A 24278-nucleotide genomic window follows, 5' to 3' on the forward strand; every position below is an offset into this window, starting at 1 on the left:
CTTGCCATTCTCACTTATGACGATGGCAAAAGAATTTTTAGAGGCAATAGGAAAAATTTCGTAGATTTGATCAAGACGGGGGAAGACCATGGGGTCGACGTCTATGTAACAACGACAGACGAACTCAAGCTCTCCGGTTCGCAAATTGTCGGGTACACCTATGACGAAGTGCACAAAAAGTGGAAAAAGGGTCTGGTGCCGCTCCCCAATGTGGTTTACAACCGGATTCCGTTCCGAAAATTCGAGCTGCTGCCCGAAGTGCAGCAGACGATTCAGTCGTGCCTAAAGCATGGGAAAATTCATTTTTTTAACCCGGCCTTTTACAATAAATGGACGTTGTTCGAATGGCTCAGCAAGTCAAAGGATACCAAAGCAATCGTCCCGGTCACGCAGAAATTAACAAACAGCGACGAATTGGAAAAAATGCTGCAGAAGCACAAATCGCTTTATTTAAAGCCGGTACGCGGCAAAGCCGGGAAAGGCATCATGAAGGTATCGTACCGGAACGGGAAAAACCAAACCGGAGAATACCAGCTTTCCATTCAGGAAAAAACGCGGAGCCACATCTCCAGGCACTCCTCCGTACAGCAGCTGTGGTCGCAAATCCGCGAAATGTCGAGCGGGAAAGATTATATTATGCAGCAGGCCATCCAGTTAGCCCATTATAAGCAGCGGCCCTTTGATCTCCGGGCGTTGATCCAGAAGAACGCCAAGGGCGAATGGAGCGTAGCCGGGGTCGGCGCGCGGCTGGCCGGGAAGCGGAGTATTACAACCCACGTTCCGCGGGGCGGCTCCATCGACAATCCGCTAAAGCTGCTTTCCGCCACATTTGGCCTGGGAGGCAGCAGGAAAATTATTAAACAGACGAAGCAAACGGCCATCATTCTCGCCAAACAAATCGAGAAGGCTTCGGGGCAGACCATCGGTGAAATGTCCATGGACCTAGGTGTCGATACCTCGGGCAATATATGGTTTTTTGAGGCTAATGCCAAACCAATGAAGTTCGATGAACCACATATCCGTAAAAGATCACTACAAAATTTAATTCGGTATTCACTGTTCTTATCAGGCAATAAAAAAGCAAAACGGTCCCCAGAAACCGCCGCAGCCCGAAAAAAAACAGTGAATTTGCGGAGCCGCAAACCAAATGCCCTAACCCAGAAAATTTTGGCGGCAATTAAAATATGAATGTAACCAGGCAAACGTAAAAATATATTGCAGTTTGCATTATTTAAAATAAGCGGGTGATGTCCTTGCCTCAGTTAAGGCTTGGCATATTAGCTATTTATTTAAGCGACAATCGGCTGGAAGAAAGATCTTATTTCCGCAAGTTATGCATTCAGGGCAACCGGCTCGGCATCGAATCGGTCGTATTTACTCCCGATGATGTCGATGAAGCGAAAAATATGGTCCATGCGCAATATTACGATACGAGTTCAAGGGGATGGAAACGCAAGTGGGTCCCCTTGCCCCGAATCGTCTACGATAGATGCAGGTATCATGGAATCCAAACGTACCGTAAGCTTACACAATTCCGCAACCGCCATAAGTTTCATTATTTAAGCCGGCCCTTGGGCAACAAATGGCGGCTTCATCAGATCTTATCGGAGAACGATAAAGTAAGGCCGCATCTGCCGCAAACGCAGCGCTACAAAGAACCGAAAGATTTGAGGCGCATTCTGAAAGATCACCGCGTCGTTTTCATGAAACCGATCAATGGAACGGGCGGCAGAGGCATCGTACGTGTGGAAAGTCTGGACGGCAAAACATTTATGATCCAGGGGCGCGACTACTATCGCCGCATCCTTTCGCCACGCCGCGTAACCGAACGGCAAATTCCTAAGGTGATTGCCGGCTGGCCGCAAAAAGACCGCTATCTGGTGCAGCAGGGCATTCCTCTGACGCTGAAAGACGGGCGCGTTCATGATTTTCGCATGCTCGTTCAGCGAAACGGCGGAGGCGATTGGGAGATCACCGGCTGTGCCGGGCGGATCGGCCCCTCCAAATCCGTCACTTCAAATCTCCATGGAGGAGGCAGTGCCGTCCCCATGGAGAAGCTGCTGAAATCCCGATTCACGAACCTCCAGAAGGTCGAGAAAATTAAATCCGAAGCTTATCAGCTTGGCATCGATACCGTCGAACACTTGGAAAAACATTTTGGCACCTTCTGCGAGGCAGGTATCGATCTGGCCGTTGATCCAAGCGGGCATGTATGGCTGCTGGAAGTCAACCCAAAGCCGTCGCGGGAAGTGTTTTATAAAATCGGCGAGCAGTCGACTTACCGCAAAGCGATTGCCCGGCCGCTCGAATTTGCATTGTGGCTGTCTAAGCAAAACAAATCCGCCAAACGCGACAGCGAGAAAGAAAAGGCGCAATAACGGGGTCTTAAGCAAAAGCGGCCCATACTAAAAACCGTCAGGGAAAATCATTCCTGGCGGTCCTTTTTTTGTGCGAATGAGCTGCTTTTTGCGCCTTTGTTGGGGAGTAGCAGGAGGTTCCGCCGGCTTAAAAAACCTTTTTGACGCCTTGCTCCGATTTGAGAATTTCAACCGCCTCGCGGAAGCGAAGCGAATGCACAACCTCCCTCTCCCTTAAAAATCGCAACCCGTCTTGAATATCGACATCATCGGTCATATCGATCAGCCACTGGTATGTGGCGCGCGCCTTCTCCTCCGCCGCAATGTCCTCGTAAAGATCGGCAATCGGATCGCCCTTGGCTTGAATATAGGTGGCCGTCCACGGAACGCCCGATGCACTCTGATAAAAAAGCGCACGATCGTGGGCCACATAATGGTCGTCAAGACCGGCAGCCTTAAGCTGTTCGATGGTCGCGTCTTTCGTTAATTTGTACACCATCGTCGCAATCATTTCCAGATGCGCAAATTCCTCCGTTCCAATGTCCGTCAATAATCCAATCACCTTATCCGGAATCGAATAGCGCTGATTCAAATACCGCAGCGCCGCCGCCAGCTCTCCGTCCGCTCCGCCGTACTGCTCCAGCAGCAGCTTAGCCATGCGCGGGTCACATTTGCCTACCCTGACCGGATACTGCAATTTTTTTTCATAAATCCACATGGCTTTGTCCTCCTAAGAAGCTTTCCGAAGGAAAGCTTTACATCGTAAGCATAAGCTGAAGCTTTCCGAAGGAAAGCTTTACATCGTAAGCATAAGCTGAAGCTTTCCGAAGGAAAGCTTTACATCGTAAGCATGAGCATTGATTGCCGCTTTCGCAAAGCACGCTGCGCAAGGATCCTCGAACATGCTGCCAAGCTCCCTTACACCTGCCACGGCCACGGCGGTTCCGCCCATTGCCACGGGTACCTGGAGAAGCTGCGGAATTGCAGCAGCGGTCCGAATTGCGCTTCGTACTGGTATGCAAGCTGATGCCTCTTTTGCGCAAATTGATTAAACTGCTGAATGGCGGCCTGATCGGTCGGATGCGTATCCAAATACAGCGTCAGCTCCACAAGCACAAAGTCCACGGCCTGCAGCTCATGAAGCAGATGATAGTACTCCTCGGATAGCTGATTTTGCACCATTAGCCCTCCTTTCACTTGGCTATTTTCTTGGCTCGTAAGGACTATACAAGGCAGGCCACAGCGTTCCGTATCTTAAGGCGTCATGGGGTGAAAATTGCGGCAGGCCCGGCGGTTGGAAGGAGATGTACAGCTCCGGCGGAGTGGAATACAATTTTACGGTCATTTGGGGGCAGGGATCATGCGGACTTATGTACGGGTAATACACTTTTTCCTGGGTGTACACATGCCATCCTCCTCTTTTGCACGTTCTTTCCTATCTATACGAAAGAGAGGATGTCCATTATGAGCGATTTAGGAAATATTATCGGGTTTATGTTTGATAGGAAACGCAATATAATACACGGTTCCCTTACCTACCTCGCTTTGGATATCTATTTTTCCGTCCATATTTCGGATAATGCTAAACGATACCATGGTGCCTAGTCCGGTCCCTTTGTTTTTCGTCGAAAAATATGGCGAGCCCAGTCGGCCAAGCTGCTCCGGCGTCATACCTACGCCCGTATCGCTGACGGTGACAACCGCCGTTTCTGTATGCTGCCGCAATTGAAAAGACAGTTCTCCCCCGCCCGACATCGCTTCGATCGCATTTTTGCCGATATTCACCAGCGCTTGGCGCAGCTTGTACCGGTCTCCAGCGATATAAACCGGGACGTTATCGTTTGAGGTAGCGTGGACTTGGACATTATTATAAAGGGCGTACGTGGAAAGCACGTTGGAGACATACACCATTTCATCCTTCATATCGATCAGTTCGATAAGATCCGGTTCCGGTTTGGCTAATGATAAATAATCCGTAATAATGAGCTGGGCGCGGTCCAATTCCTCGAGGCATATTTTTTGATAAAACTCTTTCCGCTTCTCATCTGCTCCGCTAGTACCGAGCAGTTGAATAAAACCTCTGACCACCGTGAGCGGATTCCTGATTTCATGGGCGACGGAAGCGGCCATCTCGCTGACCACCTTAATCCTCTCGCTTTTCACAATTTCTTCCTGCATGTAAAAATATTTGCGGATCAGCTCAATCAAATAAACGTATATCCCAGTAATAACCGCCTGGAAGGCGTAACTCATCAGCACGCTGAGCGACCCCACGTACAGAAGATTCAAAGTATCGGTAAGAGACAAATACAACGTAAAAGTGATGCATTTAATAAGCGAGCAGGCCACAATGGCCGCTGCGATTTTTTTGTATAATGTCAACCTGTCGTATGTTTTCAAGATGACATACATGATAAAAAGGGTCGGAAGCAGCGAAAGCGCATAGATCAAGTTGTTTGGACTCCCTAATATGAAACGGTATACGATGACCGTCGCATACAACCATATGGATATAGGCAATCCACCATATACAGAACCTACGGTTAGCAGAACGGAACGCATGTCATAGATCAGCCCGTTCACATTCACGGGAAAAGCCATACTGAAAATAAGCGTTAATGTAAAATAAACATACATCAACCAGCGGTGGATGCTTGGCTTCTTATGCATCTTGTATGTGTAGGGATACAAGACAAGCGGAATAAAAATAATGAAGAGATTCAGCAGAAAATCTTTATAGTAATTCAGCATGTTTGCACCCTTGTAAATTGAAATTATTGAAGTTCATTTCTATTTTACAATATTTATACAATGAAGATATTTATATTTTCTTATATATTTGGCTTACACACTAAAATAAGCTCCGTTTTGCAAAGAAAGGAGTTTTAGCATCATGTTGAGAAAAATGTTAACGACCGTTGTTATTTGCTCGGCGATGACGGCCGGCGCAACCGCCTTGCCTTTTTCGCAAACGGTACAAGCCGCCGCGGCTTCCACTTCCCTCAGTCAAGGTATGTCGGGTAGTCAAGTGACCCAGCTTCAAACTAATCTGAAGCTGCTTCAATATTTTACATATCCGAACATCACCGGTTATTTCGGATCGATCACCGCACAAGCCGTCAAGCAGCTTCAGAAGGCGTACAGCCTGCCTGAAACCGGTGAAGCGGATGCGAAGACGCAAGACACGATCGCGCGGGCGCTGACCAAAAAAAGCATCGTCCAGGACAGCTATAAGTACCTGAAGACGCCATATGTATGGGGAGGCGTGAGCCCTCAGACGGGCTTCGACTGCTCCGGATTTATCTACTACATGTTCACTACCCATGGGGTTGCGATGCAGCGCACTTCCTCTGACCAACTGTTCAAAATGGGCAGCGAAGTCAGCCGCGCCAATCTGCAGACGGGGGACCTCGTCTTCTTTAGCATCAGCACGCCCGGCGTTGTCGATCATGTCGGCATCTATGTCGGAGGCGGGCAATTTATTTCGGCCACCCGCTCCATGGGCATCTATGTGCAATCGCTTGATAACAACAGCTACTGGACTCCACGGTATTTGGGAGCAAAACGGATATATTAAACGCAATGAAAAAGCAGAGGTCCATGATCGCCATGGTTCCCCTGCTTTTTTAGCCTAATTTGATATTAAATTGTAAAATGCCTACGCGGCGCAGCGCTTGATAAATGATAATCACGACCGGGCCGAGAATGAGGCCGATAACGCCGATCAGCTCGAACCCGACATACATGCTGATGAGTGTGGCCAGCGCATTGATGCCGACAGCGTCGCCAATGACCTTGGGCTCCAGCAAACGGCGGGAAACGGCGATGACCAGCAGCAGTATGATCAATCCGATTCCCAGATGCGGGTCGCCGGTCACAAAGCAATAGATCGCCCAAGGCACAAGCACCGCGCTTGTTCCGAGCACCGGCAATATTTCAACTACAACAAGCAGCAGCGCGACGGCAAGCGGATAATCGACTCCCAATATGAGCAGTCCGCTCAAAGCTACAATATATGTAAGCATGCCAAGAATGATTTGGGCCATCAGAAAACCAAGCAGCGCTTTTTTCAAGTCGGACATTACCGTTACGATTTTGGGACGCGACAGCTTATCAAATAAGTTCAAGAAAGCTTCGTATATGCGCGGAAGACCAAAACACATCAAATACAGCGCAATCAAATACACAAACATAAATATGAATAAACTTGGAATCGTCTTGGCTACATTCAGGAAATAACCCGATATGGCCGTCACGATATGGTTCAGATTGTCCGTCAGCCCTTTCACGCCGGTCTCCAGCCAGCCTTGAAGCTGGTCGGCGATATCCGGGGGAAGCGACTGATAGAACAGGAGCGTCTGGTCGGCGGCATCCTGCAAATAAGCGTTGGCGTTGTTTAAGTATTCCGGCGCCCGCTTCCAGAACTCAATCGTTTCGGAGACGATCTTAAACCCGATAATATACGTGAGGCCCAAAGCCACCGTAGTGAAAAAGGTACAGACAAACGCCGCTGCCGTCAGACGCCCGACCCTTAAATACTTCATCAATAAACCGATCAGCCGTTCCAGAAAAATAGCGGTCAACAGCGCAAGAAGAAATGGGAAGCCGATCGTAAACAGGCCGTACAAAAATACAAGTCCTAACACCATAAAGGCGATCATTCGAAGCGACATCGTGAACCTTGACACCTCACTCTCGACTGCTTTGTTCCGTACCTGCGTGATCTTGTTGTGTATCTGCCCGATAAATAGATACGCGCACAATGCGTAAACGTTTCGCTTCAGCAACTTCAAAAACAAATCCGTCGTGCTCCACCTTTTTTCCTTTGGTCGGGGTACCCTCCAGCTTTGTGAACAGCCAACCTCCGATGGAGTCTACTTCGTCATCCTCCAAATCGATCTTGAGCAGCTCGTTTAAGTCCTCAATCAACGTTCGCCCCGCTACCGACCACGTATCGCCAATCGTTTCAATATGCGGGCGCTCCTCTTCATCGAACTCATCATGGATTTCACCGACAATTTCCTCAAGGATGCCTTCCGTCGTCAGCAGTCCCGCAGTGCCTCCGTATTCGTCGATAATGATGGCGAGCTGCGAATGCCGTTTCTGCATCAGCTTCAGCACCTTGCTGACTTCCATCGATTCCGGAACGGTCAGAATTGGACGCAGAAACTCCCGCAATTCATGCGGTTCATCAGGGTCGGCGGTCAGCAGGTCGGTAATATGAACGAAACCGATAATGTTGTCTTTATCGTTGACCGCAACCGGATAACGCGTATGTTTTGTTTTATACACAACCTCCAGTGTATCTTCAAAGCTCCATTCGGTAAAAAGACAGTCCATGTCCGTACGCGGCATCATAATTTCCCGGGCCAGCCGGTCGGAAAACTCGAACACATTGTCAAAGAGGGCCATCTCGTCTTTGTCGATGTGACCGCTTCTTGCGCTTTCATCCATCAGTAAGCGGATTTCCTCTTCCGTATGAGCCGCCTCGTGTTCATTGGCCGGCTCGATGCCGATCCATCGCAAAATTCCGTTCGCCGCGCCGTTCAACAGCCAGATTACAGGCCGGAATATCTTATAAAACCAGAGCAGCGGGGGCGACAGCCATAATGAGGCAACCTCCGCTTTCTGAATGGCAAACGATTTCGGAGCGAGCTCCCCCAACACGATGTGCAAAAAAGTGATCGCCGCAAAGGAAACGCCCACCGATAGCGGTTTGCTGAATACGCTGTTCTCCACATGCAGCATTTCCAGAAACGGATCGACGATCAGATGAGAAACCGCGGGTTCGCCGACCCAGCCCAAACCAAGCGACGCCAATGTAATTCCGAGTTGTGTCGCCGATAAATAGGCATCCAGATGCTTAGTTACGGTTAAAGCGTACTTCGCTTTGACGCTTCCTTCATTGACCAACTGCTGCAGACGGCTGGCGCGCACCTTAACCAAAGCGAATTCCGCAGCCACAAAAAAACCGTTCAGCGCGACCAAGACAAGTACAATCAGTAAATTATATATAATCGAGCCGAAATCGAATCCGTCCATATGTAGCGAATACCTCTCCTTTTCCGCGGCAGCAAGCTCAATGTGGCAAGTCTGACAAATTCAGACCGTACTATCAGCTTTTACCGAAAAGAAGCATCCTAAGCATGGAAGGTCAAAATTGATGTCTGCAGCGAAGCACCTTGTTACAGAATAGCTTTTCGCTCCATGAAATTAACATCCTTATAATAAGAATCGACAACAAGCAGGTTTGGTCCGCAGCACCCTGCTGCCGGGCAATGGCAATTGACCGTCCGGTTCAGCGGATGCTCCTCCCAGCGGGCAAACACGCTGCTGAGCGTATCCCGGTGAATGTTACCCAGCGGCGGGACATCGGAGAAATCCGTGACATACACATCCCCCGTAAACGTATTTACATTCAACCGGTTGCGGCCGTCCGGATCGTTCCGTACCGTCAAATTTGGCTCGCTGCGCAGCCGTGCGAGCAGCTTGCGATCCTCTTCATTTGTTCCGCATGCATAAAACGGAAGCGTCCCCAGCAGCATCCACAGCTGTTTATTGCGCTGGTCAAGCAGGTTACTAATCGCGGAACGGGTTTCTGCGAGCGATAAAACCGGCAAATTGGCGGCAAAAGCGCTCGGGTACATCGGATGCACCTCGTGACGGCGGCATCCCATCTCGGCGATCAGCCGATGGATAGCAGGCAATTTGTCATGCGTCCGATAGTTAATCATCGATTCCGCCGATACAAACAAACCGCCTTTGCTTAACGCTATCGTATTTTCAACCATCCGCTCGTACAGCTTCTCCGCCGTAGCCCTGCTGACGGTACGATCCGTGCGGACAAACCCGACCTTGAAGAAATCGTCGGCACTTAAATAATTAAAGGAAATATGCATGACATCCAGATAAGGCGCAATCAATTCGTAGCGGCCCAGATCAAGCGTCAAATTGGAGTTGATCTGCGATCGGATACCGCGGTCGCGGGCATATTTAAGCAGCGGCACGATATATTCGCGCACCGTCTTTTCATGGTAGGAGGGTTCTCCACCTGTAATGCTAATCGTTTCCAGCTGTTCGATTTCATCCAGCCGTTTCAGCACAACCGCCAGCGGAATCCGCGGCCCTTCGGTCAACGTCAGCGACTCCCCGACGGCGCAATGCTCACAGCGCATGTTGCACAAATTGGTTACCGTCAGTTCGACGCTTGTCAGTATATGCTTTCCGTAACGCTGTAAAGAACGAATCGGATCCCACGGATCGTATTCGGGAGATAACGGTGTTAGAGTATGGGGAGGAATGATTTTGTTTATCATGATATAGGCTCACTTCCGATTTATGCAAACTTAAGATTATTTCTTTATTTTAGCCTAGGTCGGCGCAAAAGGAAACCTTGAACGCAGCAGGCCTGTCCAGTTGCGGCGGACAAACGAAAAACCGGCCCTCTCGGGCCGGCGTCATGTCAGTAAGCTCAATTTTACATCGTTTACTTCGGTGATGACCAAGTTAAGCCGCTTCGATAAATCCACTTCATACGGTGCGTCTAACTCCTGATCATCGGCATCCTGTAAAATGCGGATAATGGGCCGCATCGGCGCAGATGAATTCAGATCGACGACAATGCCCGATTCCCCGGAGCTTAGACGGACAAGAACGCCGATCGGATAGATCGCGATCTTATCCCGGAACAACTCCAGCTTCTGCTTCTCATATAACGTGCCGCTGCCGGTAAATAACACCTCAAGCGCCTGATGAGGCAGCATTGCATTCCGGTATACCCTGTGTGTCGTCATGGCGTCGTATGAATCGGCAATGCCGATCCAACGTGCGTATTCATGAATATCCATACCCTTCAAATTGCGGGGATAACCGGACCCGTCGATCCGCTCATGGTGCTGCAAGGCGCAATGCGCCGCCAGCAGCGGGATATTCGGCTCATCCTTGAGCAATTGAAAGCCGTATTCGGCATGCCGCTTAATGGTAGCATACTCCGAATCGGTCAGCTTGCCCTTTTTCTTCAGCACATCGGTAGGCAGCTGCGTTTTGCCGATATCATGAAGGAGCGAACCTAGTCCGATGGTCATCAGCTCATCCCGGGAAAATCCGTAAGACATCGCCAGCATGGTCGTGTAAATACACACGTTCAGCGAATGCTGGTACAAATAATCGTCCATAACAGAGATGTTCGTGAGCATAATCATCGCATCTTTATGATCGCTTAGATCGTCAATGATCATGGTCAAAATATTTCGGAACTGTTTCCCCAGCTGGTAGGTGCTGACCGCCTTGCGTTTGACCGTATCGTCCATTACCTTGCGGAACGTGTTGCGAATCTCCATTGTAGCGCGGATGCGCGTCTCATCGGTCAACAAGTCTTGAAAATAGATGTCGTTCGTGCGTGGATCGTCAATATATAAAAAGTCGATGCCATGTGCAGCAAGCCGACCGATCAGCGTCTCCGTCAACTCCACTTGCTCTCCGAGCAAAGTGAGTCCATCTTCGTTGTATATACGCCTACCTAATCTCATGCCAGGACGAACCTTGCTGATCGGCATTAACAGCATACAAGCAACCACTTCCACTTTCTTCTATAAATTAGATTAAAGCCTCAAGATTAGAGTAAGCTATTCTATGAAAAAGAGCAATATATTCCAACAAATTTAATCGACATTGTTTTCCATAACCTTGTATACAAATCGACTTTTTTATATAAAAAGTCCCAGTGTCCCCCTAATAAAAGGAAACGGACACCGGGATAAAGGAACTAACATTTAGGTTAAAAGACTTATTTACTTACCGCCATCCAGATTGCAAATAGAATAGCTACGACAAACCGGTAATAGGCAAAATAAGTGAGCGATAATTTAGACACAAGTTTAATAAACGTCACAACCGCCAGTAAAGCAACGATAAACGAAACGATAAACCCGACTCCGAAGAACAGGAATGAACCTGACAAGATCACTTTATAACTTGTCAGCATCTCGTATCCGGTAGCCGCGAACATCACCGGTATCGCGATGAGGAATGTGAAATTAGCTGCCGCTCCGCGTGTTGCGCCTGCAAGCATCCCGCCCGCAATGGTCGCGCCCGCACGGGAGAAACCCGGCCACAGCGACAAGCACTGGGCGATGCCGATAAACAAAGACTGCTTATATGTCAGCTGGTCCATATCGGTTGCCGTTATGGCAGGCTGTTGTTTTTCCGCGATGATCAAGAACACGCCCCCGAGAATAAGTCCGATCAGCACCGTAGTCGGCGAAAATAAATAGTCTTTAATAAAATGGCGCCCGATAAAAGCAAGGAACAGCGCCGGCACAATGGCGATTAAAATATGAATCAGGTTTAATCTCTGGCCTTTGGATTTGCCTTTGACATCATCGCTTAATCCGAATAACCGCATGATTCGTCTCCAATAAAGCAGGACTACCGCCAGAATGGCTCCAAGCTGGATAACGACCTCAAACGACTTCATCATCTCGTCTTCTTCCGGTATGTGCAGCAGGGCTTGCGCCAAAATCATATGCCCGGTCGACGATACAGGCAAAAATTCAGTCAACCCTTCTACGATACCGATAATAAAAGAAACCCATAAACTATACATAATTGCCTCCATCCTTAAAGGAAGTGCTTATCACAACGTTTCTATTTTATCGTGATCGCGCCCAGGAAACAACTATTTTCAAGGGTGAAGGATAAAGCTTAATATTTGCGTTAAACGGCATGCCACCGCTTCACCGCACTGTCTCGAATTGCCCCGGTGTTAAGAAGCTGGCGTTCAAGCACATCCCGGATGAACTGAGGCAGAAAAAAGGAAACATCCGTTCCTTGGCTTAGCGGCGCATACCCCGCTCCGAAAGTAAACATATCAAACGTGCCGACCACATAACTTTTGCCCGGCTGCAGCAGTTCGCCGCCTACCCGCACTTCCTTGATTTTATGATAACTTGGCCCCTCCGGGTCATATTCGACACTCGCTCCGTCCAAGCAGAGATTCCCCAGCACCTTGCCGCGAAAACCGAAGCCATACATTCTCCGCTCCTGAAACTCGGGTATAAGCGACTCCTCCAATGCCTGAAGAATATGAGCCCCCGAGAGCAGCATGCGGCAAGGATTAATCGGCGACGGGCAAATGTCCAGCAGCCGGTTTTGATCGACTTTGCCGGAGGATAACCCTTCGAGCAATACCCCGGAGTTAATGATGCCGATCTCCGCCCCCACCCAGGAACGGATTCCGCCCGCCAGCAGATTGCCCAGCCGCGATTCGCCGCTCCAATCGACGTCCAGCGGTTCAGCCAGCTCGCAAACGACCTGGCCCAGTTTCACCTTTGCCTCCTGCGCATATGTTTCACGGATGGAAAGCAGCTTTGGCGCATCGCTGAGCGCGGAGACGTCTTGGCAGTAGCCGGATACGTTCATTATATGGCGCTGCTGCGGATCATAGCTGATCTCCATAACGCCGACATATTGCCCGTGTTTGCCCGCGGCCCCGAGATAGGAGCCGCCGATACGCAGCGGTTCCTCCAGCAGATGGTGCGTATGGCCGCCCAAAATCAGATCGATGCCTTCGATCTGATTCGCCATTCGCTCATCATTTTTTAATCCGAGATGGGACATGACGATCAGTACATCCACCACCGGACGAAGCTGGCCCGCCAGCTCCTTCACGACAGCCAGCGGTTCTTGAATATCCCAACCCAATAAACGGTAATATTCCGTAAAGTATGCGGTAACGCCGATCAAGCCGATACGCAGCCCGGCCTTGCGGACGACATAATATGGCAGCAGCCATGAAGGCAGCTTACCGCTTTCTTTGCGCGGCAGATTACTTCCGATAATGGCAAAATGGGCGTCACTGTATACGGACTCCAACATTTCCGATGTAAATGTGAGTCCTTCGTTATTACCGAGTGTTACCGCATCGTAGCCGGTTTCGTTCATTACCGCCACATTGGCGGCGCCGCCGCTTCCTTCGGTTTCCGGCCACATACGGTCCATATGATCTCCGATATCAAGCACAAGCAGATGATCTTCACCTGCCGCTTGCCTTTGGCTTTCGATAAAGGAGGCGATTTTCGGCATTTGTTCAAAATGGCTATGTATATCGTTCGTGTGGAGGACGATAAGTTTATGCAGCGGAGCCATGAAATCTCCTCCTTATACGTCGTAATTTCATATTCTAACCGTGGCTGCGCACCGCGTAATAAGCGCGGCAGCTCCTTAGAATCATACGCCTATTATATCACTAACCTTTTAAAATATGGTATGCTATTACAAAAAGCGGAGGGGGCTGTTCATGCTTATTCAAGTGCATTTTTTTGCCGGGCTGGCTGAATCGGTCGGGACACGGCTGCTGCGGATCGAGCTGCCGGATCAGGACATGACCGTTTCGCAGTTGAAACAGCTGATGTGCGGGCAGTATCCCGGTGCCGCTGACAAAATCAATCAGGCATTTGTCGCCATAAATCAAGCCTATGCGAGTGAGGACCTGCTCATTCATCAACAAGACGAGATCGCGTTGATCCCGCCTGTATCGGGCGGCGAAGAATCCGGGAGCGAAACCGGCGGGCATGCCCAGCCTATGTATGAAATTACCTATGAGGCCATATCCGTGGATGCCGTTACTCATAAAGTCATCCATCCGAACCATGGAGCGGCGCTTACTTTCACCGGTACAACCCGCGAGTATACGTTCGGACAGCGGACCGTCCGTTTGGAATATGAAGCTTATGTGCCGATGGCTCTGCGGACCATGGAGCAGATCGGCGAAGAAATACATGTCCGGTGGCCGGGGACTTTGTGTGCAATGACCCACCGGCTCGGCAAGGTCGATATCGCCGAAATCAGCGTCGTTATAGCCGTATCGGCTCCGCACCGGGCGGATTGCTACGAGGCGAGCCGGTACGCTCTGGAACGGCTCAAGCAAATTGTGCCGATCTGGAAAAAAGAAATATGGGAAGACGGTTCCGAATGGAAAGGCCATCAGCTCGGCCCTTGGAATCCTACGGCGCCTGTCGATGAACATAAGGAGAGTTAGTCCATTGGATCATTCAGCAACGTCTTCATACACCGAAAGATATTCCCGCCAAATGCTGTTTGCCCCGATCGGCCCATCCGGGCAGGCTTCGCTTTCCCGGGCCAGAGTGGCGATCGTTGGCATGGGCGCGCTTGGCACCGTTTTATCCAACCATATGGTGCGCGCCGGAGTCGGCTATGTCAGGCTAATCGACCGCGACTTTGTTGAGCCCAGCAATCTGCAGCGCCAAATGCTTTACGACGAGGAAGATGCCGCTTCATCTTCGCCTAAAGCCGTCGCGGCGGCTGAACGATTGAGGAAGATCAACTCGCTTGTCGATATTGAGCCCATCGTGACAGACCTGAACAGAACGAACGCAGAAGAACTACTTGGCGGGGTTGATATCATATTGGACGGCTCGGATAATTTTGCTGTCCGTTTTCTTATTAACGATATCAGCTTAAAGCTTGGTATTCCTTGGATTTATGGCGGCGCCGTCAGCTCGCGTGGCGTGTCGATGACCGTGCTCCCCGGAGAAACCCCTTGCTTACGCTGCATGTTCGGCCAAGCACCGGCCCAAGGAACTGCCGAAACATGCGATACGTCTGGGGTGATCGGCCCGATTATCCATGTTGTCGCATCCCATCAAGCAGCAGAAGCGCTTAAGTTGCTCGTCGGGGACTTGGAGCATCTTAACCGCAAAATGATGCATTGGGATTTGTGGCACAATCTGTTTTCCTCTATCGACGTAAGTGGAGCCCGCAAACCGGATTGTCCAGCCTGCGGACTTCATCATCTGGAATATTTAGAAGCCGACATCGAAGGGGAGACGATTCAATCGCTTTGCGGCCGCAATTCCGTGCAAATCCAGCCGGTTGAACCTGCATCGCTTAACTTGTCCGAACGTGCCGAACTGCTTCGCCCCCTCGGCAAAGTAGAGCTGAACCCTTTTCTGCTGAAATTTCATATCAATGAAGAGCAGAAGCTGGTTATTTTCCCCGACGGCCGCTGTATCGTGCAGGGAACGGACGATATTGTGACAGCCAAAAGCTTGTACAGCCGATATGTCGGTATGTGAAAGTTTCGGTTGTGACAGCCTGTACTTTTAAGAAGCGACACGTTTAGCTTTTAGAAACGTTTTTTGCCAGTAAGCGGTGTTGATCTCCGAGATTTGCACCCCATCCTTTGGTTTGGGGCATGCGTGGATCATTTCGCCGTCGCCCATATAAATGCCTACATGGCCGACCGTTTTATTGGATTTAAAGCGCCCCGGCACATAGAAGAACATTAAGTCTCCTTTACGGAGGCTTTTTCTATTTACCGAACTTCCTTGCTCGGACTGGCTCCTGGCCGTTCGTCCCAAATCAATGCCGTATTTGCTAAATATATAGTCGGTAAAAGTCGAGCAATCGAAACGCCCGGTTTCCGGATACGGCCCTGTGCCGAATTTGTACTTCACGCCAAGATACTGCTCCGCTTTTTGGATCAGTGAATTTGTATCTATATTTTTCATTACAGGAACGGCATCTTGCTCCCATCGGTTCCAAGAGGCCATCACCGGAGCGGTTTGTCCAGTCGGATCAAATGATAACTTCGGTTTGCCGTTCGGCTTTGCAGTCTTGAACGGATCAAGCGGATCATCGGCAAACTCCAGATCAGCAGGCCCTCGTGTAGTATCTTCTATATTTTCAACCGCAGTCCCCGAAGGATGCAAAACGACTTGTCCATCCTCAATCGTGCTGTTCATATCCTCTTTAAACAAGTCGGCTATAGCCTGCACGGGTATATAAACCGTATTTCCTTTCAGCACCGGCGCATTTTGAAGAGCGACTTCTTTATTTTGCAAACGCGCCGTTGGCGTGTTCATTTTAAACTCATATTCCGCGCCGAAGTCACCGATCCGATACGTTTGCGTGGAAGGATCCCAATCCGACTGATACTGCAAGGCTTCGACCAATTGCTGCATGGACACATACTTAATGCCATCGAATTGCACAACCGGCAGTGACTTCGGCTCCTCACCGTTTAACGCCCTGTAATCCGTAGCCGGCGCTTGCTGCATCTTGATTTCGTTCATGGGCGAAGAAGACTGCGGTTTCTCGGGAACAGCCTCATTTTTTTGGGCGCAAGCGCTGGTGAATGTTAATGCGATTGCTACGGACAGCATAACCGTTTTTCGGTTTCGCATATGTAAGGAAAACCCCCTAGTGATTAATAGTCTTCCATAGCATGAGGAAACCGTAGTGGAAATATGCATACATCCGGCTCCAATGGTATAATATGAAGGTGCGTATTCAGAACGCAAATTATATTGCTTTGGAGCGAAATCGAAATGAGTTCATATCCGTTCAGTTCGTCAAACGAGAGTCCCAACGACCGGTTTCGTTATACTTCACCGCCGTCCGGCTTTGCCCTTGCCGGCCGCATCCTCGGCATTATCGCTATCATCATGAATGCGTTATTGCTCCTGCTGCCGATTGGCCTGATTTTAGGCATTTTGTCGTTAGTGTTCAGCTCTTATGCTTATAAGCGTTCCGGCACGGGGCTTGGCGGGCTGCTTGCAGCCGGGGTTTCTTTTTTTATCGCCCTGCTGTGGCTGATCAGTCTAACCGTACCGTTTCTTGTCGACCCGACGATTTCTCCTTTTTGACGAAGTTCTCTGCCCGGTTACATACGGATGACATATTGTCTCCCGCCGATAACGGCCCTTATGTGAGACTGCCCGGTCTGTAATCGAAATTGCCGGTAATAGTCAAAATCCAGCTGTTTGTAGCGGTCATCCAAATAAGCCGATTGTTTGCTGTCCTTCACCCGGAATTTATTTAATTCGTCGATCATCCCCTGAGCATCCCTGATCCCGATGCCGTGCCCGTAATATTTCCCGTCATCCAATAAAACGACGTTTTCACCCCGCCACCAAGGCGTTTTAGGCGAGAAATCGGAGTTTTCGAAATAAAGCACATCTCCCGGAGCGGCTGTCTCCTTGGTTGACCTGTCCAGCAAACGCAGATTGTTGTTTAGATGCCAATCATACAACAGCAAATCGGCAAATAAGGTATCGAACTGCTTCGGACCAATCGTATCCAACACCGCTTTATATAAAACGATGGATATGGCGGTTGCGCATTCGAAGGCGTACTTTTTTCCGTTTGTAAAAATATCGTTAAGTGCTTCATGAGGAGTTATTCCATCCTTAAGCATGAATCCTCCAAAATCCGTCACCTTCCAGAAATCCTCATTTGCTTTGGACTTGGTAAAGTTGGCGAATTTAGCTCCGCTTGCACTCAGCTGCCTTGCCCCATCAACGATACGGCCGCGCAATTTCAGCTCAAACAACAGCTCATCCAAGGAATCGTAGCGGCGTTCATAAGCATTGCTTTTCATCTGCCGGTATATATTCCGCTCCGATTCAGAAAGCTTACTGTCGTCAAATTCGGCTATTGGGCTTCCAGCGACAATGATCATAGACCCAACCTCATTTTTTATTCATTTTCCTCATTGTATGGGCGCCAAATTGAATGTGTGCCAATCCATCAGGCCCTTCGGGGCTTTCCGAATGCAGCTTCATGAAATTTTAAACTTTACTTACGCAAAAATGTATGAAAACTCACAGAATTAAAAACCTCGCTGTTGTAGAATAATGTCGAATACGACTGCTGAGGTGACTTTCATGAATCATCAAGGTGTGACGAGCGAGGAACTATCGCTCCTGTTGTCCAGTCCTCCAACTTTACCTAAAGATGAACCGGATCTCGGCAAAGAACAGGAAAGCGATTATTTGCCCAGAAGCAAACGCCGGAGAAAGAAAAAACCGTTGTTATCCAAATAAAAGAAAAACAGAAGATTGATCATAAAAAAATCCCCGCTAGCCATAAGCCAGCGAGGATTTTTTTATTTTTAACAGCTTAACCGATACTGCCTTCCATTTCGAACTTAATGAGTCGATTCATCTCAACCGCGTATTCCATCGGCAGTTCTTTGGTGAACGGCTCGATGAAGCCCATAACGATCATTTGCGTTGCTTCCGCTTCCGACAAACCACGGCTCATCAGGTAGAAGAGTTGGTCCTCGGATACCTTGGAGACGGTCGCTTCATGCTCAAGCGTGATGTTGTCGTTTAAGATTTCGTTGTACGGAATCGTATCCGACGTCGACTTGTTGTCGAGAATGAGCGTGTCGCATTTGATGTTCGATTTGGAGCCTTGCGAGTTGCGTCCGAACGATGCCAGACCGCGGTAAGTGACTTTACCGCCGTGTTTGCTGATCGACTTGGAAATGATCGTCGACGTCGTGTCCGGAGCCAGGTGCGTCATTTTCGCGCCCGCATCCTGGTGTTGACCTTTGCCCGCAACGGCGATGGAAAGCACCATGCCTTTGGCGCCGCGGCCTTTAAGCACAACAGCCGGATATTTCATCGTCAGCTTGGAGCCGATATTGCCGTCAACCCATTCCATCGTTGCATTTTCTTCGGCAACCGCACGTTTTGTTACCAGGTTATAAATGTTCGGCGCCCAGTTCTGAATCGTTGTATAACGGACGCGGGAGTTTTTCTTACAGATGATTTCAACAACCGCGCTGTGCAGCGAGTTGGTGCTGTATACCGGAGCTGTACAGCCTTCAACGTAATGCACAAAGCTGTCTTCATCGGCGATAATCAACGTACGTTCGAATTGGCCCATGTTTTCCGAGTTGATACGGAAGTAAGCTTGCAGCGGGATTTCCACCTTCACGCCCTTCGGCACGTAGATGAAGCTGCCGCCCGACCATACGGCACTGTTCAACGCGGCGAATTTATTGTCGGCAGGCGGGATCACCGTGCCGAAATACTCTCTGAAAATTTCCGGATGCTCGCGAAGCGCAGAGTCGGTATCCATAAAGATAACGCCTTGCTCTTCAAGCTCCTTCTGCATGCTGTGGTAAACGACTTCCGACTCGTATTGCGCGGAAACGCCGGCGAGAAACTTTTGCTCCGCTTCCGGAATACCAAGCTTGTCGAACGTTTCTTTAATTTCCGTAGGAACCTCTTCCCACGTTTTTCCTTGCTTTTCGGACGGTTTGACATAGTACTGGATATCGTTAAAATCCAGATCGTCCAAATCTCCGCCCCAACGCGGCATCGGCATTTTGAAAAACTGTTCCAGCGATTTCAAACGAAATTCGAGCATCCAGTCCGGCTCGCCTTTCATCTTGGAAATCTCGGTTACGATTTCTTTGGTCAGGCCTTTGCCGCTTTGGAAAACGGCTTTGTGCTCATCGCGAAAGCCATATTTATATTCTTCCATTTCAGGCATTTGTTTTGCCATGTTGCGATTCCCTCCTTAGTGGTTATTGCTTTGCTTGTTCGACGCCTTTGCGCAGAGCGTTCCAAGCAAGCATCGCACATTTGATGCGGGCCGGGAATTTATTGACTCCCGACAGCGCCTCGATATCTTCATATTCAAACTCGACGTTTTCGCCCTTCATCAGACCGGAGAAATTCTCGGCCATCTTGAGAGCTTCTTCGAATGTCTTGCCCTTCACGGCATCGGTCATCATAGAAGCGGAAGAAAGGCTGATTGAGCAGCCTTCTCCGGTAAACTTCGCATCTTTGACTATGCCGTCCTCCACCTTCATGGCCAGCGAAATGCGATCGCCACAAGTAGGATTGTTGAGATTGATCGTTACCGCGTCGCCGTCGAAGCTGCCGCGGTTCCGCGGATTTTTATAGTGATCCATGATGACACGGCGGTACAAATCATCCAATTGCATGGCCGAAGTACTCCTTTGTTTTTAGTAAGGCCGCAATAAACCGGTCAACGTCATCTTCGTTATTGTATAAATAAAAGCTGGCTCGCGCCGTAGCCGATACTTCAAGCCATCTCATCAGAGGTTGGCAGCAGTGATGTCCGGCGCGTACGGCCACGCCTTCGGCGTCCAGAACCGTGGCTACGTCGTGAGGATGAATATCCCCTAAATTAAAGGTAATAAGTCCGGCGCGGTTTTCCCGGGGCCCATAAATCGAAACACCTTCGATTTGGGTAATCCGCTCCATCGCATACGCGGTTAGCTGCTTCTCATGTTTGTCGATCTCACCCAGGCCGATCTCCGTCAGAAAATCGATAGCCGCGCCCAAACCGACAGCGCCGGCGATGATTGGCGTACCACCTTCGAATTTCCACGGAAGCTCTTTCCAAGTGGACTCGTACAAGTCCACATGGTCGATCATTTCGCCGCCAAATTCGACAGGCTCCATTTTTTCAAGCAGCTCTTTTTTCCCGTACAAAGCGCCTATTCCCGTAGGGGCACACATCTTATGACCGGAAAACGCGTAGAAATCGCAATCCAGCTGCTGCAAGTCCACCTTCAGATGAGGTGTGCTTTGCGCTCCGTCAACGAGGATTTTGGCCCCGTGGCGATGAGCGATTTCAGCGATCTGTTTCACCGGATTGATAACGCCAAGCACGTTGGAGACGTAAGTGACTGCGACCATTTTTGTTTTATCGGTAATGGTCGCTTCGACATCCTCCAGACGGATCGTGCCGTCCGCTTGAAGCGGTATATATTTAAGCGTAGCGCCGGTTGCTTTCGCCACCTGCTGCCATGGGATCAAGTTGCTGTGATGCTCCATTGGCGTAATGACGATTTCGTCGCCTTCCCGGCATACGCTTCTAGCATAGCTTGCCGCAACCAGATTGATCGCAGTCGTGGTGCCGCGTGTAAAAATAATTTCCTCGGTCGATCTGGCATTCAGAAACCGGGCCACTTTCTCGCGCGCGCCTTCATAAGCGTCGGTTGCGCGCGATCCCAGCGTATGCACCCCGCGGTGCACATTGGAGTTATCCCATTCGTAATATTTCTTTACGGCCTCAATAACAGATACCGGTTTATGTGAAGTAGCCGCATTGTCCAAGTAAACAAGCGGATGACCGTTTACGTCCTGGTGGAGAATCGGAAACAGTTTTCTGATCTCAGACGTCTTCATTGTCCGAGCTTCCTTTCCACGGTAGATTGCAGCTGCTGCTGCACCTTTTCCAGCGGGATTTCCGCTACTACCGGCGCTAGGAACCCATAGATGATTAAACGCTGCGCTTCCGCTTTCGGAATGCCACGCGACATCAAATAGTAGATTTGCTCCGGATTCACTTGGCCTACGGAAGCGGCATGACCGGCCTTAACGTCATCTTCGTCGATCAGCAAAATCGGATTGGCGTCGCCGCGCGCTTTCGGGCTGAGCATCAGCACACGTTCGGTTTGTTGACCGTTCGCTTTGGTCGCACCCTTCTCGATTTTGGTAATACCGTTGATGATGGCTGTCGCTCCGTCTCTCATCACGGCGCGGGTAATCATATCGCTGGTAGAGCTTTTGCCGAAATGGATCGCTCTTGTCGTAACGTTCAGCTTCTGTTCGCCGGTGCCGACACAAATCACCTTCGCATCGGAATTCGAACCGTTGCCTTTCAGAATCGACGTCGTATCCGACATGACGTTGCCGTTGTTCATTTCGCCGACAGTCCAGTAGATGCTGCCGTCATTGTCCACATTCGCGCGGCGGTAAGTCAAATCGGTTACCGATTCGTCCATGCTGTGAATGGATGCAAAGTTTACGGTTGCGCCAGATTTCACAACCACCTCGACAACGCCGTTCTGCACGAGGCCGCCAAGATTGCCCGCTGCCGCGTAATTGTCTACATAAGTGACTGAAGAGTTCGCTTCGGCCACGATCAGCACGTGCGGCGAGAAACTTGCTTCCGCATCCTCAGCCAAGAACAGCGCCTGCACTGGAACCTTCACTTCCACGTTCTTAGGAACATAAAGGAACACGCCGCCGCTCCATAACGCGGCATGTAGCGCAGTCAGACGATTCTCGTCTTTTGCGACAACACTCATGAAATACGTTTTGACGAGATCGGAATGCTCTTTCAAAGCATTCTCCAAACTTGTAAAAATAACGCCTTTATGTTTAAGCTCATCCGACACGTTCTCATAAACTACGGAAGAATCGCGTTGGATCAGCAAATTATCGGCATTTCCTTCGCCATCATGCAGCAATGATTTAGCATGCTCAGGCAGCTCTTCAACCGATCCGATCGAAGCCGCTTGCTTATATGAACCAAACGATTGAAGGTTCCAGCGGTCAATTCTTGTTTTCTCCAGAACCGGAAGTTCCAGTTGGGCCGCAAGCTCAAGAGCTTCCGTGCGTAACGCAATCATCCATTCGGGTTCCTGCTTCGCTTTAAAACTTTCAATGACCCGGCTCGGGTCGACGGGAAGAATGGTTTGGGTACTCATTGGTTGTTCGTCTCCTCCCCTGATTAATATTTTGGTGCGGTCGTATTCATCGGGATTTTAAACTCTTCCGTGTCTTGACCTACCGTTTCATCAACAATGCCAAGTTCTTCTTTAACCCAATCGTAACCTTCGTTCTCCAGACGTTCAGCCAATTCCGGCCCGCCGGATTTCACGATACGTCCCTGCATCATGACATGGACAAAATCCGGTTTAATATAGTTCAGCAAACGCTGATAGTGAGTGATGATGAGGAAACCGCGGTCTTCGCTTCTCATGGCGTTTACGCCGGTTGCCACGATACGCAAGGCGTCGATGTCGAGGCCGGAGTCGATTTCGTCCAAAATGACAAGACGCGGCTCAAGCAGCAGCATTTGCAAAATTTCATTCCGCTTTTTCTCGCCGCCGGAGAAACCTTCGTTTAAGTAACGATGAGCAAACTCAGGATTCATTTCCAATTCCTTCATCTTTGCTTCCATCAAACGGATAAACTTGATCAAAGAGATCTCTTGGCCTTCCTCACGGCGTGCATTAATAGCGCTGCGCAGGAAGTCTGCGTTCGTGACGCCGGCGATTTCGCTCGGATATTGCATGGCCAAGAACAGCCCGGCTCTCGCTCTTTCGTCGACACCCATTTCAAGAATGTCTTCGCCGTCCAGCGTAATGCTGCCGTCCGTCACTTCGTATTTCGGATGTCCCATAATCGTTGAAGCCAGTGTACTTTTACCTGTACCGTTAGGACCCATGACCGCGTGTACTTCGCCGCCCTTGATTTCAATGCTGAGCCCCTTCAAAATTTCCTTGCCTTCGATAGTTGCCTTCAATCCGTCTATCGTAAACTTTGGTGAGTTCGCCATCTGAATCGATTCCTCCATGCTATTTTTAAGTAATTTTGAATTTGAATACTGTATTACTTAAGAATCATTCTAATCTTATTGTAAAGTGATTCTCAGTGATTCTCAATAGTAATTTTATAATAACTGACCGGGTAAATCAATAAAGCCGGCAACTTAGGCGCCGGGTTCTATGCACTTTACGTTTTAATGCCCAAAATCATCTTGATTTTGTCGGCTTCCCGGGCAAAAGCGGCGTCGTCCAACACCGGACGCTTGTCCAGATCGGACAATTCGGCTTCAAGCTGAATCCATGAACGGCAGCCATTGTAACTGTCTACTATAGGAAGTGTTGCCGGATGGTTAAGAGAATACACTCGGAGCAGCATGATATGTAAAGGATTTTTTCGCTTCCATTTAAGCCGTTCCTCTGCGAAATGATCCGTCCATATGTGAAAAGGAGCCAATTTGTCCAGTTCCGGCTGCTCCGACACTTCAATATCAAGCGCCAATTCGGCAAAAGTATCGATGGTGACAGTCGTTTGCTGCGGGTTCCAGCCGCTTAACGTCCCGTCCAGCATGTCTTGGTATTCGGGCTTGATTAATTCTTTCCTTTGGTGCTCAAACGTCGGGAACAGAAAAAACCGGCTGCTCTCAATTTGGAAATGTTTTGTCTCCTCGCGGATGCCCCCTTTGCGCATAATCAAAATTTGACGGCCCTGCTTAAGCGCATCGACGGCGACCGCCCACTCTTTGAGCGCAATCGGATGTATTGTCATTTACCAGCCTCCGTTCGCTTTACCTATC

At 49.6% G+C, this 24278-nt stretch carries 25 protein-coding genes; 7 read left to right on the forward strand and 18 right to left on the reverse strand.

The window, feature by feature from the left end; genetic code table 11:
• Window positions 1–66: 66 nt before the first annotated feature.
• The gene (locus EYB31_RS24045) at window positions 67–1188 is read left to right on the forward strand and encodes a YheC/YheD family endospore coat-associated protein (protein ID WP_240762784.1); all 1122 of its coding nucleotides are present in this window, start codon (window positions 67–69) and stop codon (window positions 1186–1188) included.
• 59 nt (window positions 1189–1247) lie between these two features.
• Window positions 1248–2378 carry a YheC/YheD family endospore coat-associated protein gene (locus EYB31_RS24050; protein WP_131015976.1) on the forward strand — a complete coding sequence of 377 codons (1131 nt, stop codon included), beginning with the start codon at window positions 1248–1250 and terminating at the stop codon, window positions 2376–2378.
• Between the two features lie 127 nt (window positions 2379–2505).
• Here the strand turns inward: EYB31_RS24050 and EYB31_RS24055 are convergent, their stop codons facing one another.
• From EYB31_RS24055 to EYB31_RS24070, 4 genes are all read right to left on the reverse strand, one after another.
• Window positions 2506–3075, reverse strand: a complete 570-nt coding sequence (locus EYB31_RS24055; RefSeq protein ID WP_131015977.1) for a manganese catalase family protein — start codon at window positions 3073–3075, stop codon at window positions 2506–2508.
• A 200-nt stretch (window positions 3076–3275) separates the two neighbouring features.
• Window positions 3276–3539, reverse strand: a complete 264-nt coding sequence (locus EYB31_RS24060) for a spore coat protein CotJB (protein ID WP_131015978.1) — start codon at window positions 3537–3539, stop codon at window positions 3276–3278.
• Between the two features lie 19 nt (window positions 3540–3558).
• On the reverse strand, window positions 3559–3702 hold the full coding sequence (locus EYB31_RS24065; RefSeq protein ID WP_131016073.1) for a spore coat associated protein CotJA: 144 nt from the start codon (window positions 3700–3702) through the stop codon (window positions 3559–3561).
• A gap of 128 nt (window positions 3703–3830) precedes the next feature.
• A complete protein-coding gene (locus tag EYB31_RS24070; RefSeq protein WP_131015979.1) occupies window positions 3831–5108 on the reverse strand; it encodes an ATP-binding protein in 1278 nt (425 codons plus the stop codon).
• Window positions 5109–5250: 142 nt separating this feature from the next.
• Here EYB31_RS24070 and EYB31_RS24075 point away from each other — a divergent pair, with 142 nt between their 5' ends.
• Window positions 5251–5934 (forward strand): C40 family peptidase, encoded by a 684-nt coding sequence (locus EYB31_RS24075; RefSeq protein WP_131015980.1) that lies wholly within the window; start codon window positions 5251–5253, stop codon window positions 5932–5934.
• A gap of 49 nt (window positions 5935–5983) precedes the next feature.
• Here the strand turns inward: EYB31_RS24075 and ytvI are convergent, their stop codons facing one another.
• The 6 genes from ytvI to EYB31_RS24105 form a co-directional block, all read right to left on the reverse strand.
• Window positions 5984–7030 (reverse strand): sporulation integral membrane protein YtvI, encoded by a 1047-nt coding sequence (gene ytvI / locus EYB31_RS24080; RefSeq protein ID WP_131015981.1) that lies wholly within the window; start codon window positions 7028–7030, stop codon window positions 5984–5986.
• Window positions 7031–7046: 16 nt separating this feature from the next.
• Window positions 7047–8399, reverse strand: a complete 1353-nt coding sequence (locus tag EYB31_RS24085; protein WP_131015982.1) for a hemolysin family protein — start codon at window positions 8397–8399, stop codon at window positions 7047–7049.
• A 143-nt stretch (window positions 8400–8542) separates the two neighbouring features.
• Window positions 8543–9673: a radical SAM/CxCxxxxC motif protein YfkAB gene (yfkAB, locus tag EYB31_RS24090; RefSeq protein WP_131015983.1), complete on the reverse strand. Its 1131-nt coding sequence runs from the start codon at window positions 9671–9673 to the stop codon at window positions 8543–8545.
• A 141-nt stretch (window positions 9674–9814) separates the two neighbouring features.
• Window positions 9815–10885, reverse strand: coding sequence for an HD-GYP domain-containing protein (locus EYB31_RS24095; RefSeq protein ID WP_338119983.1), 1071 nt, complete (start codon window positions 10883–10885; stop codon window positions 9815–9817).
• A gap of 257 nt (window positions 10886–11142) precedes the next feature.
• Window positions 11143–11961, reverse strand: coding sequence for an undecaprenyl-diphosphate phosphatase (locus EYB31_RS24100; RefSeq protein ID WP_131015985.1), 819 nt, complete (start codon window positions 11959–11961; stop codon window positions 11143–11145).
• 110 nt (window positions 11962–12071) lie between these two features.
• Entirely contained in the window at window positions 12072–13502 is a 1431-nt protein-coding gene (locus tag EYB31_RS24105) for a bifunctional metallophosphatase/5'-nucleotidase (RefSeq protein WP_131015986.1), read from the reverse strand.
• Window positions 13503–13653: 151 nt separating this feature from the next.
• On the opposite strand from EYB31_RS24105, the gene moaD reads away from it, so the two are divergent.
• Window positions 13654–14394 carry a molybdopterin converting factor subunit 1 gene (gene moaD / locus EYB31_RS41295; protein WP_131015987.1) on the forward strand — a complete coding sequence of 247 codons (741 nt, stop codon included), beginning with the start codon at window positions 13654–13656 and terminating at the stop codon, window positions 14392–14394.
• 52 nt (window positions 14395–14446) lie between these two features.
• Window positions 14447–15451 (forward strand): ThiF family adenylyltransferase, encoded by a 1005-nt coding sequence (locus EYB31_RS24115; RefSeq protein WP_240762800.1) that lies wholly within the window; start codon window positions 14447–14449, stop codon window positions 15449–15451.
• A gap of 27 nt (window positions 15452–15478) precedes the next feature.
• On the opposite strand, the gene EYB31_RS24120 is transcribed toward EYB31_RS24115, so the two are convergent.
• Window positions 15479–16561, reverse strand: coding sequence for a C40 family peptidase (locus tag EYB31_RS24120; protein ID WP_165452584.1), 1083 nt, complete (start codon window positions 16559–16561; stop codon window positions 15479–15481).
• A gap of 144 nt (window positions 16562–16705) precedes the next feature.
• On the opposite strand from EYB31_RS24120, the gene EYB31_RS24125 reads away from it, so the two are divergent.
• Entirely contained in the window at window positions 16706–17023 is a 318-nt protein-coding gene (locus EYB31_RS24125; protein ID WP_131015990.1) for a hypothetical protein, read from the forward strand.
• Between the two features lie 17 nt (window positions 17024–17040).
• Here EYB31_RS24125 and EYB31_RS24130 read toward each other — a convergent pair whose 3' ends face one another.
• Window positions 17041–17838, reverse strand: coding sequence for a protein-glutamine gamma-glutamyltransferase (locus EYB31_RS24130; protein ID WP_240762786.1), 798 nt, complete (start codon window positions 17836–17838; stop codon window positions 17041–17043).
• A 205-nt stretch (window positions 17839–18043) separates the two neighbouring features.
• On the opposite strand from EYB31_RS24130, the gene EYB31_RS40345 reads away from it, so the two are divergent.
• Window positions 18044–18202 (forward strand): hypothetical protein, encoded by a 159-nt coding sequence (locus tag EYB31_RS40345; protein ID WP_165452585.1) that lies wholly within the window; start codon window positions 18044–18046, stop codon window positions 18200–18202.
• A gap of 76 nt (window positions 18203–18278) precedes the next feature.
• On the opposite strand, the gene sufB is transcribed toward EYB31_RS40345, so the two are convergent.
• From sufB to EYB31_RS24160, 6 genes are all read right to left on the reverse strand, one after another.
• Window positions 18279–19676: a Fe-S cluster assembly protein SufB gene (sufB, locus tag EYB31_RS24135; RefSeq protein WP_131015991.1), complete on the reverse strand. Its 1398-nt coding sequence runs from the start codon at window positions 19674–19676 to the stop codon at window positions 18279–18281.
• Between the two features lie 22 nt (window positions 19677–19698).
• On the reverse strand, window positions 19699–20121 hold the full coding sequence (sufU, locus tag EYB31_RS24140) for a Fe-S cluster assembly sulfur transfer protein SufU (RefSeq protein WP_131015992.1): 423 nt from the start codon (window positions 20119–20121) through the stop codon (window positions 19699–19701).
• A complete protein-coding gene (locus EYB31_RS24145) occupies window positions 20108–21334 on the reverse strand; it encodes a cysteine desulfurase (protein ID WP_131015993.1) in 1227 nt (408 codons plus the stop codon). Before EYB31_RS24145 ends, sufU begins: the two co-directional genes overlap by 14 nt.
• Complete coding sequence (gene sufD / locus EYB31_RS24150; protein WP_131015994.1) at window positions 21331–22641, reverse strand: Fe-S cluster assembly protein SufD; 1311 nt, start codon at window positions 22639–22641, stop codon at window positions 21331–21333. The genes EYB31_RS24145 and sufD overlap by 4 nt, the downstream gene beginning before the upstream one ends.
• 23 nt (window positions 22642–22664) lie before the next feature.
• Window positions 22665–23495: a Fe-S cluster assembly ATPase SufC gene (gene sufC / locus EYB31_RS24155; RefSeq protein WP_131016075.1), complete on the reverse strand. Its 831-nt coding sequence runs from the start codon at window positions 23493–23495 to the stop codon at window positions 22665–22667.
• Between the two features lie 176 nt (window positions 23496–23671).
• Window positions 23672–24250 (reverse strand): DUF1802 family protein, encoded by a 579-nt coding sequence (locus EYB31_RS24160; protein WP_131015995.1) that lies wholly within the window; start codon window positions 24248–24250, stop codon window positions 23672–23674.
• Window positions 24251–24278 lie beyond the last annotated feature (28 nt).

The organism is Paenibacillus thalictri (assembly GCF_004307995.1).
GTDB classification, from domain to species: Bacteria; Bacillota; Bacilli; order Paenibacillales; family NBRC-103111; genus Paenibacillus_AF; species Paenibacillus_AF thalictri.

Excerpts from the sequence above, each read along its gene's own strand:
- EYB31_RS24050 (WP_131015976.1), top strand. The coding sequence starts at position 1,248 with ATGTCCTTGCCTCAGTTAAGGCTTGGCATATTAGCTATTTATTTAAGC.
- sufD (WP_131015994.1), bottom strand. The coding sequence starts at position 22,641 with ATGAGTACCCAAACCATTCTTCCCGTCGACCCGAGCCGGGTCATTGAA.
- EYB31_RS24120 (WP_165452584.1), bottom strand. The coding sequence starts at position 16,561 with ATGCGAAACCGAAAAACGGTTATGCTGTCCGTAGCAATCGCATTAACA.
- EYB31_RS24115 (WP_240762800.1), top strand. The coding sequence starts at position 14,447 with ATGCTGTTTGCCCCGATCGGCCCATCCGGGCAGGCTTCGCTTTCCCGG.
- EYB31_RS24065 (WP_131016073.1), bottom strand. The coding sequence starts at position 3,702 with ATGACCGTAAAATTGTATTCCACTCCGCCGGAGCTGTACATCTCCTTC.
- EYB31_RS24160 (WP_131015995.1), bottom strand. The coding sequence starts at position 24,250 with ATGACAATACATCCGATTGCGCTCAAAGAGTGGGCGGTCGCCGTCGAT.
- EYB31_RS24130 (WP_240762786.1), bottom strand. The coding sequence starts at position 17,838 with ATGATCATTGTCGCTGGAAGCCCAATAGCCGAATTTGACGACAGTAAG.
- EYB31_RS24075 (WP_131015980.1), top strand. The coding sequence starts at position 5,251 with ATGTTGAGAAAAATGTTAACGACCGTTGTTATTTGCTCGGCGATGACG.
- EYB31_RS24125 (WP_131015990.1), top strand. The coding sequence starts at position 16,706 with ATGAGTTCATATCCGTTCAGTTCGTCAAACGAGAGTCCCAACGACCGG.
- EYB31_RS24095 (WP_338119983.1), bottom strand. The coding sequence starts at position 10,885 with ATGAGATTAGGTAGGCGTATATACAACGAAGATGGACTCACTTTGCTC.
- EYB31_RS24145 (WP_131015993.1), bottom strand. The coding sequence starts at position 21,334 with ATGAAGACGTCTGAGATCAGAAAACTGTTTCCGATTCTCCACCAGGAC.
- EYB31_RS24055 (WP_131015977.1), bottom strand. The coding sequence starts at position 3,075 with ATGTGGATTTATGAAAAAAAATTGCAGTATCCGGTCAGGGTAGGCAAA.
- EYB31_RS24105 (WP_131015986.1), bottom strand. The coding sequence starts at position 13,502 with ATGGCTCCGCTGCATAAACTTATCGTCCTCCACACGAACGATATACAT.
- EYB31_RS40345 (WP_165452585.1), top strand. The coding sequence starts at position 18,044 with ATGAATCATCAAGGTGTGACGAGCGAGGAACTATCGCTCCTGTTGTCC.
- sufB (WP_131015991.1), bottom strand. The coding sequence starts at position 19,676 with ATGGCAAAACAAATGCCTGAAATGGAAGAATATAAATATGGCTTTCGC.
- EYB31_RS24085 (WP_131015982.1), bottom strand. The coding sequence starts at position 8,399 with ATGGACGGATTCGATTTCGGCTCGATTATATATAATTTACTGATTGTA.
- EYB31_RS24100 (WP_131015985.1), bottom strand. The coding sequence starts at position 11,961 with ATGTATAGTTTATGGGTTTCTTTTATTATCGGTATCGTAGAAGGGTTG.
- ytvI (WP_131015981.1), bottom strand. The coding sequence starts at position 7,030 with ATGTCGCTTCGAATGATCGCCTTTATGGTGTTAGGACTTGTATTTTTG.
- moaD (WP_131015987.1), top strand. The coding sequence starts at position 13,654 with ATGCTTATTCAAGTGCATTTTTTTGCCGGGCTGGCTGAATCGGTCGGG.
- yfkAB (WP_131015983.1), bottom strand. The coding sequence starts at position 9,673 with ATGATAAACAAAATCATTCCTCCCCATACTCTAACACCGTTATCTCCC.
- EYB31_RS24070 (WP_131015979.1), bottom strand. The coding sequence starts at position 5,108 with ATGCTGAATTACTATAAAGATTTTCTGCTGAATCTCTTCATTATTTTT.
- EYB31_RS24060 (WP_131015978.1), bottom strand. The coding sequence starts at position 3,539 with ATGGTGCAAAATCAGCTATCCGAGGAGTACTATCATCTGCTTCATGAG.
- sufU (WP_131015992.1), bottom strand. The coding sequence starts at position 20,121 with ATGCAATTGGATGATTTGTACCGCCGTGTCATCATGGATCACTATAAA.
- sufC (WP_131016075.1), bottom strand. The coding sequence starts at position 23,495 with ATGGCGAACTCACCAAAGTTTACGATAGACGGATTGAAGGCAACTATC.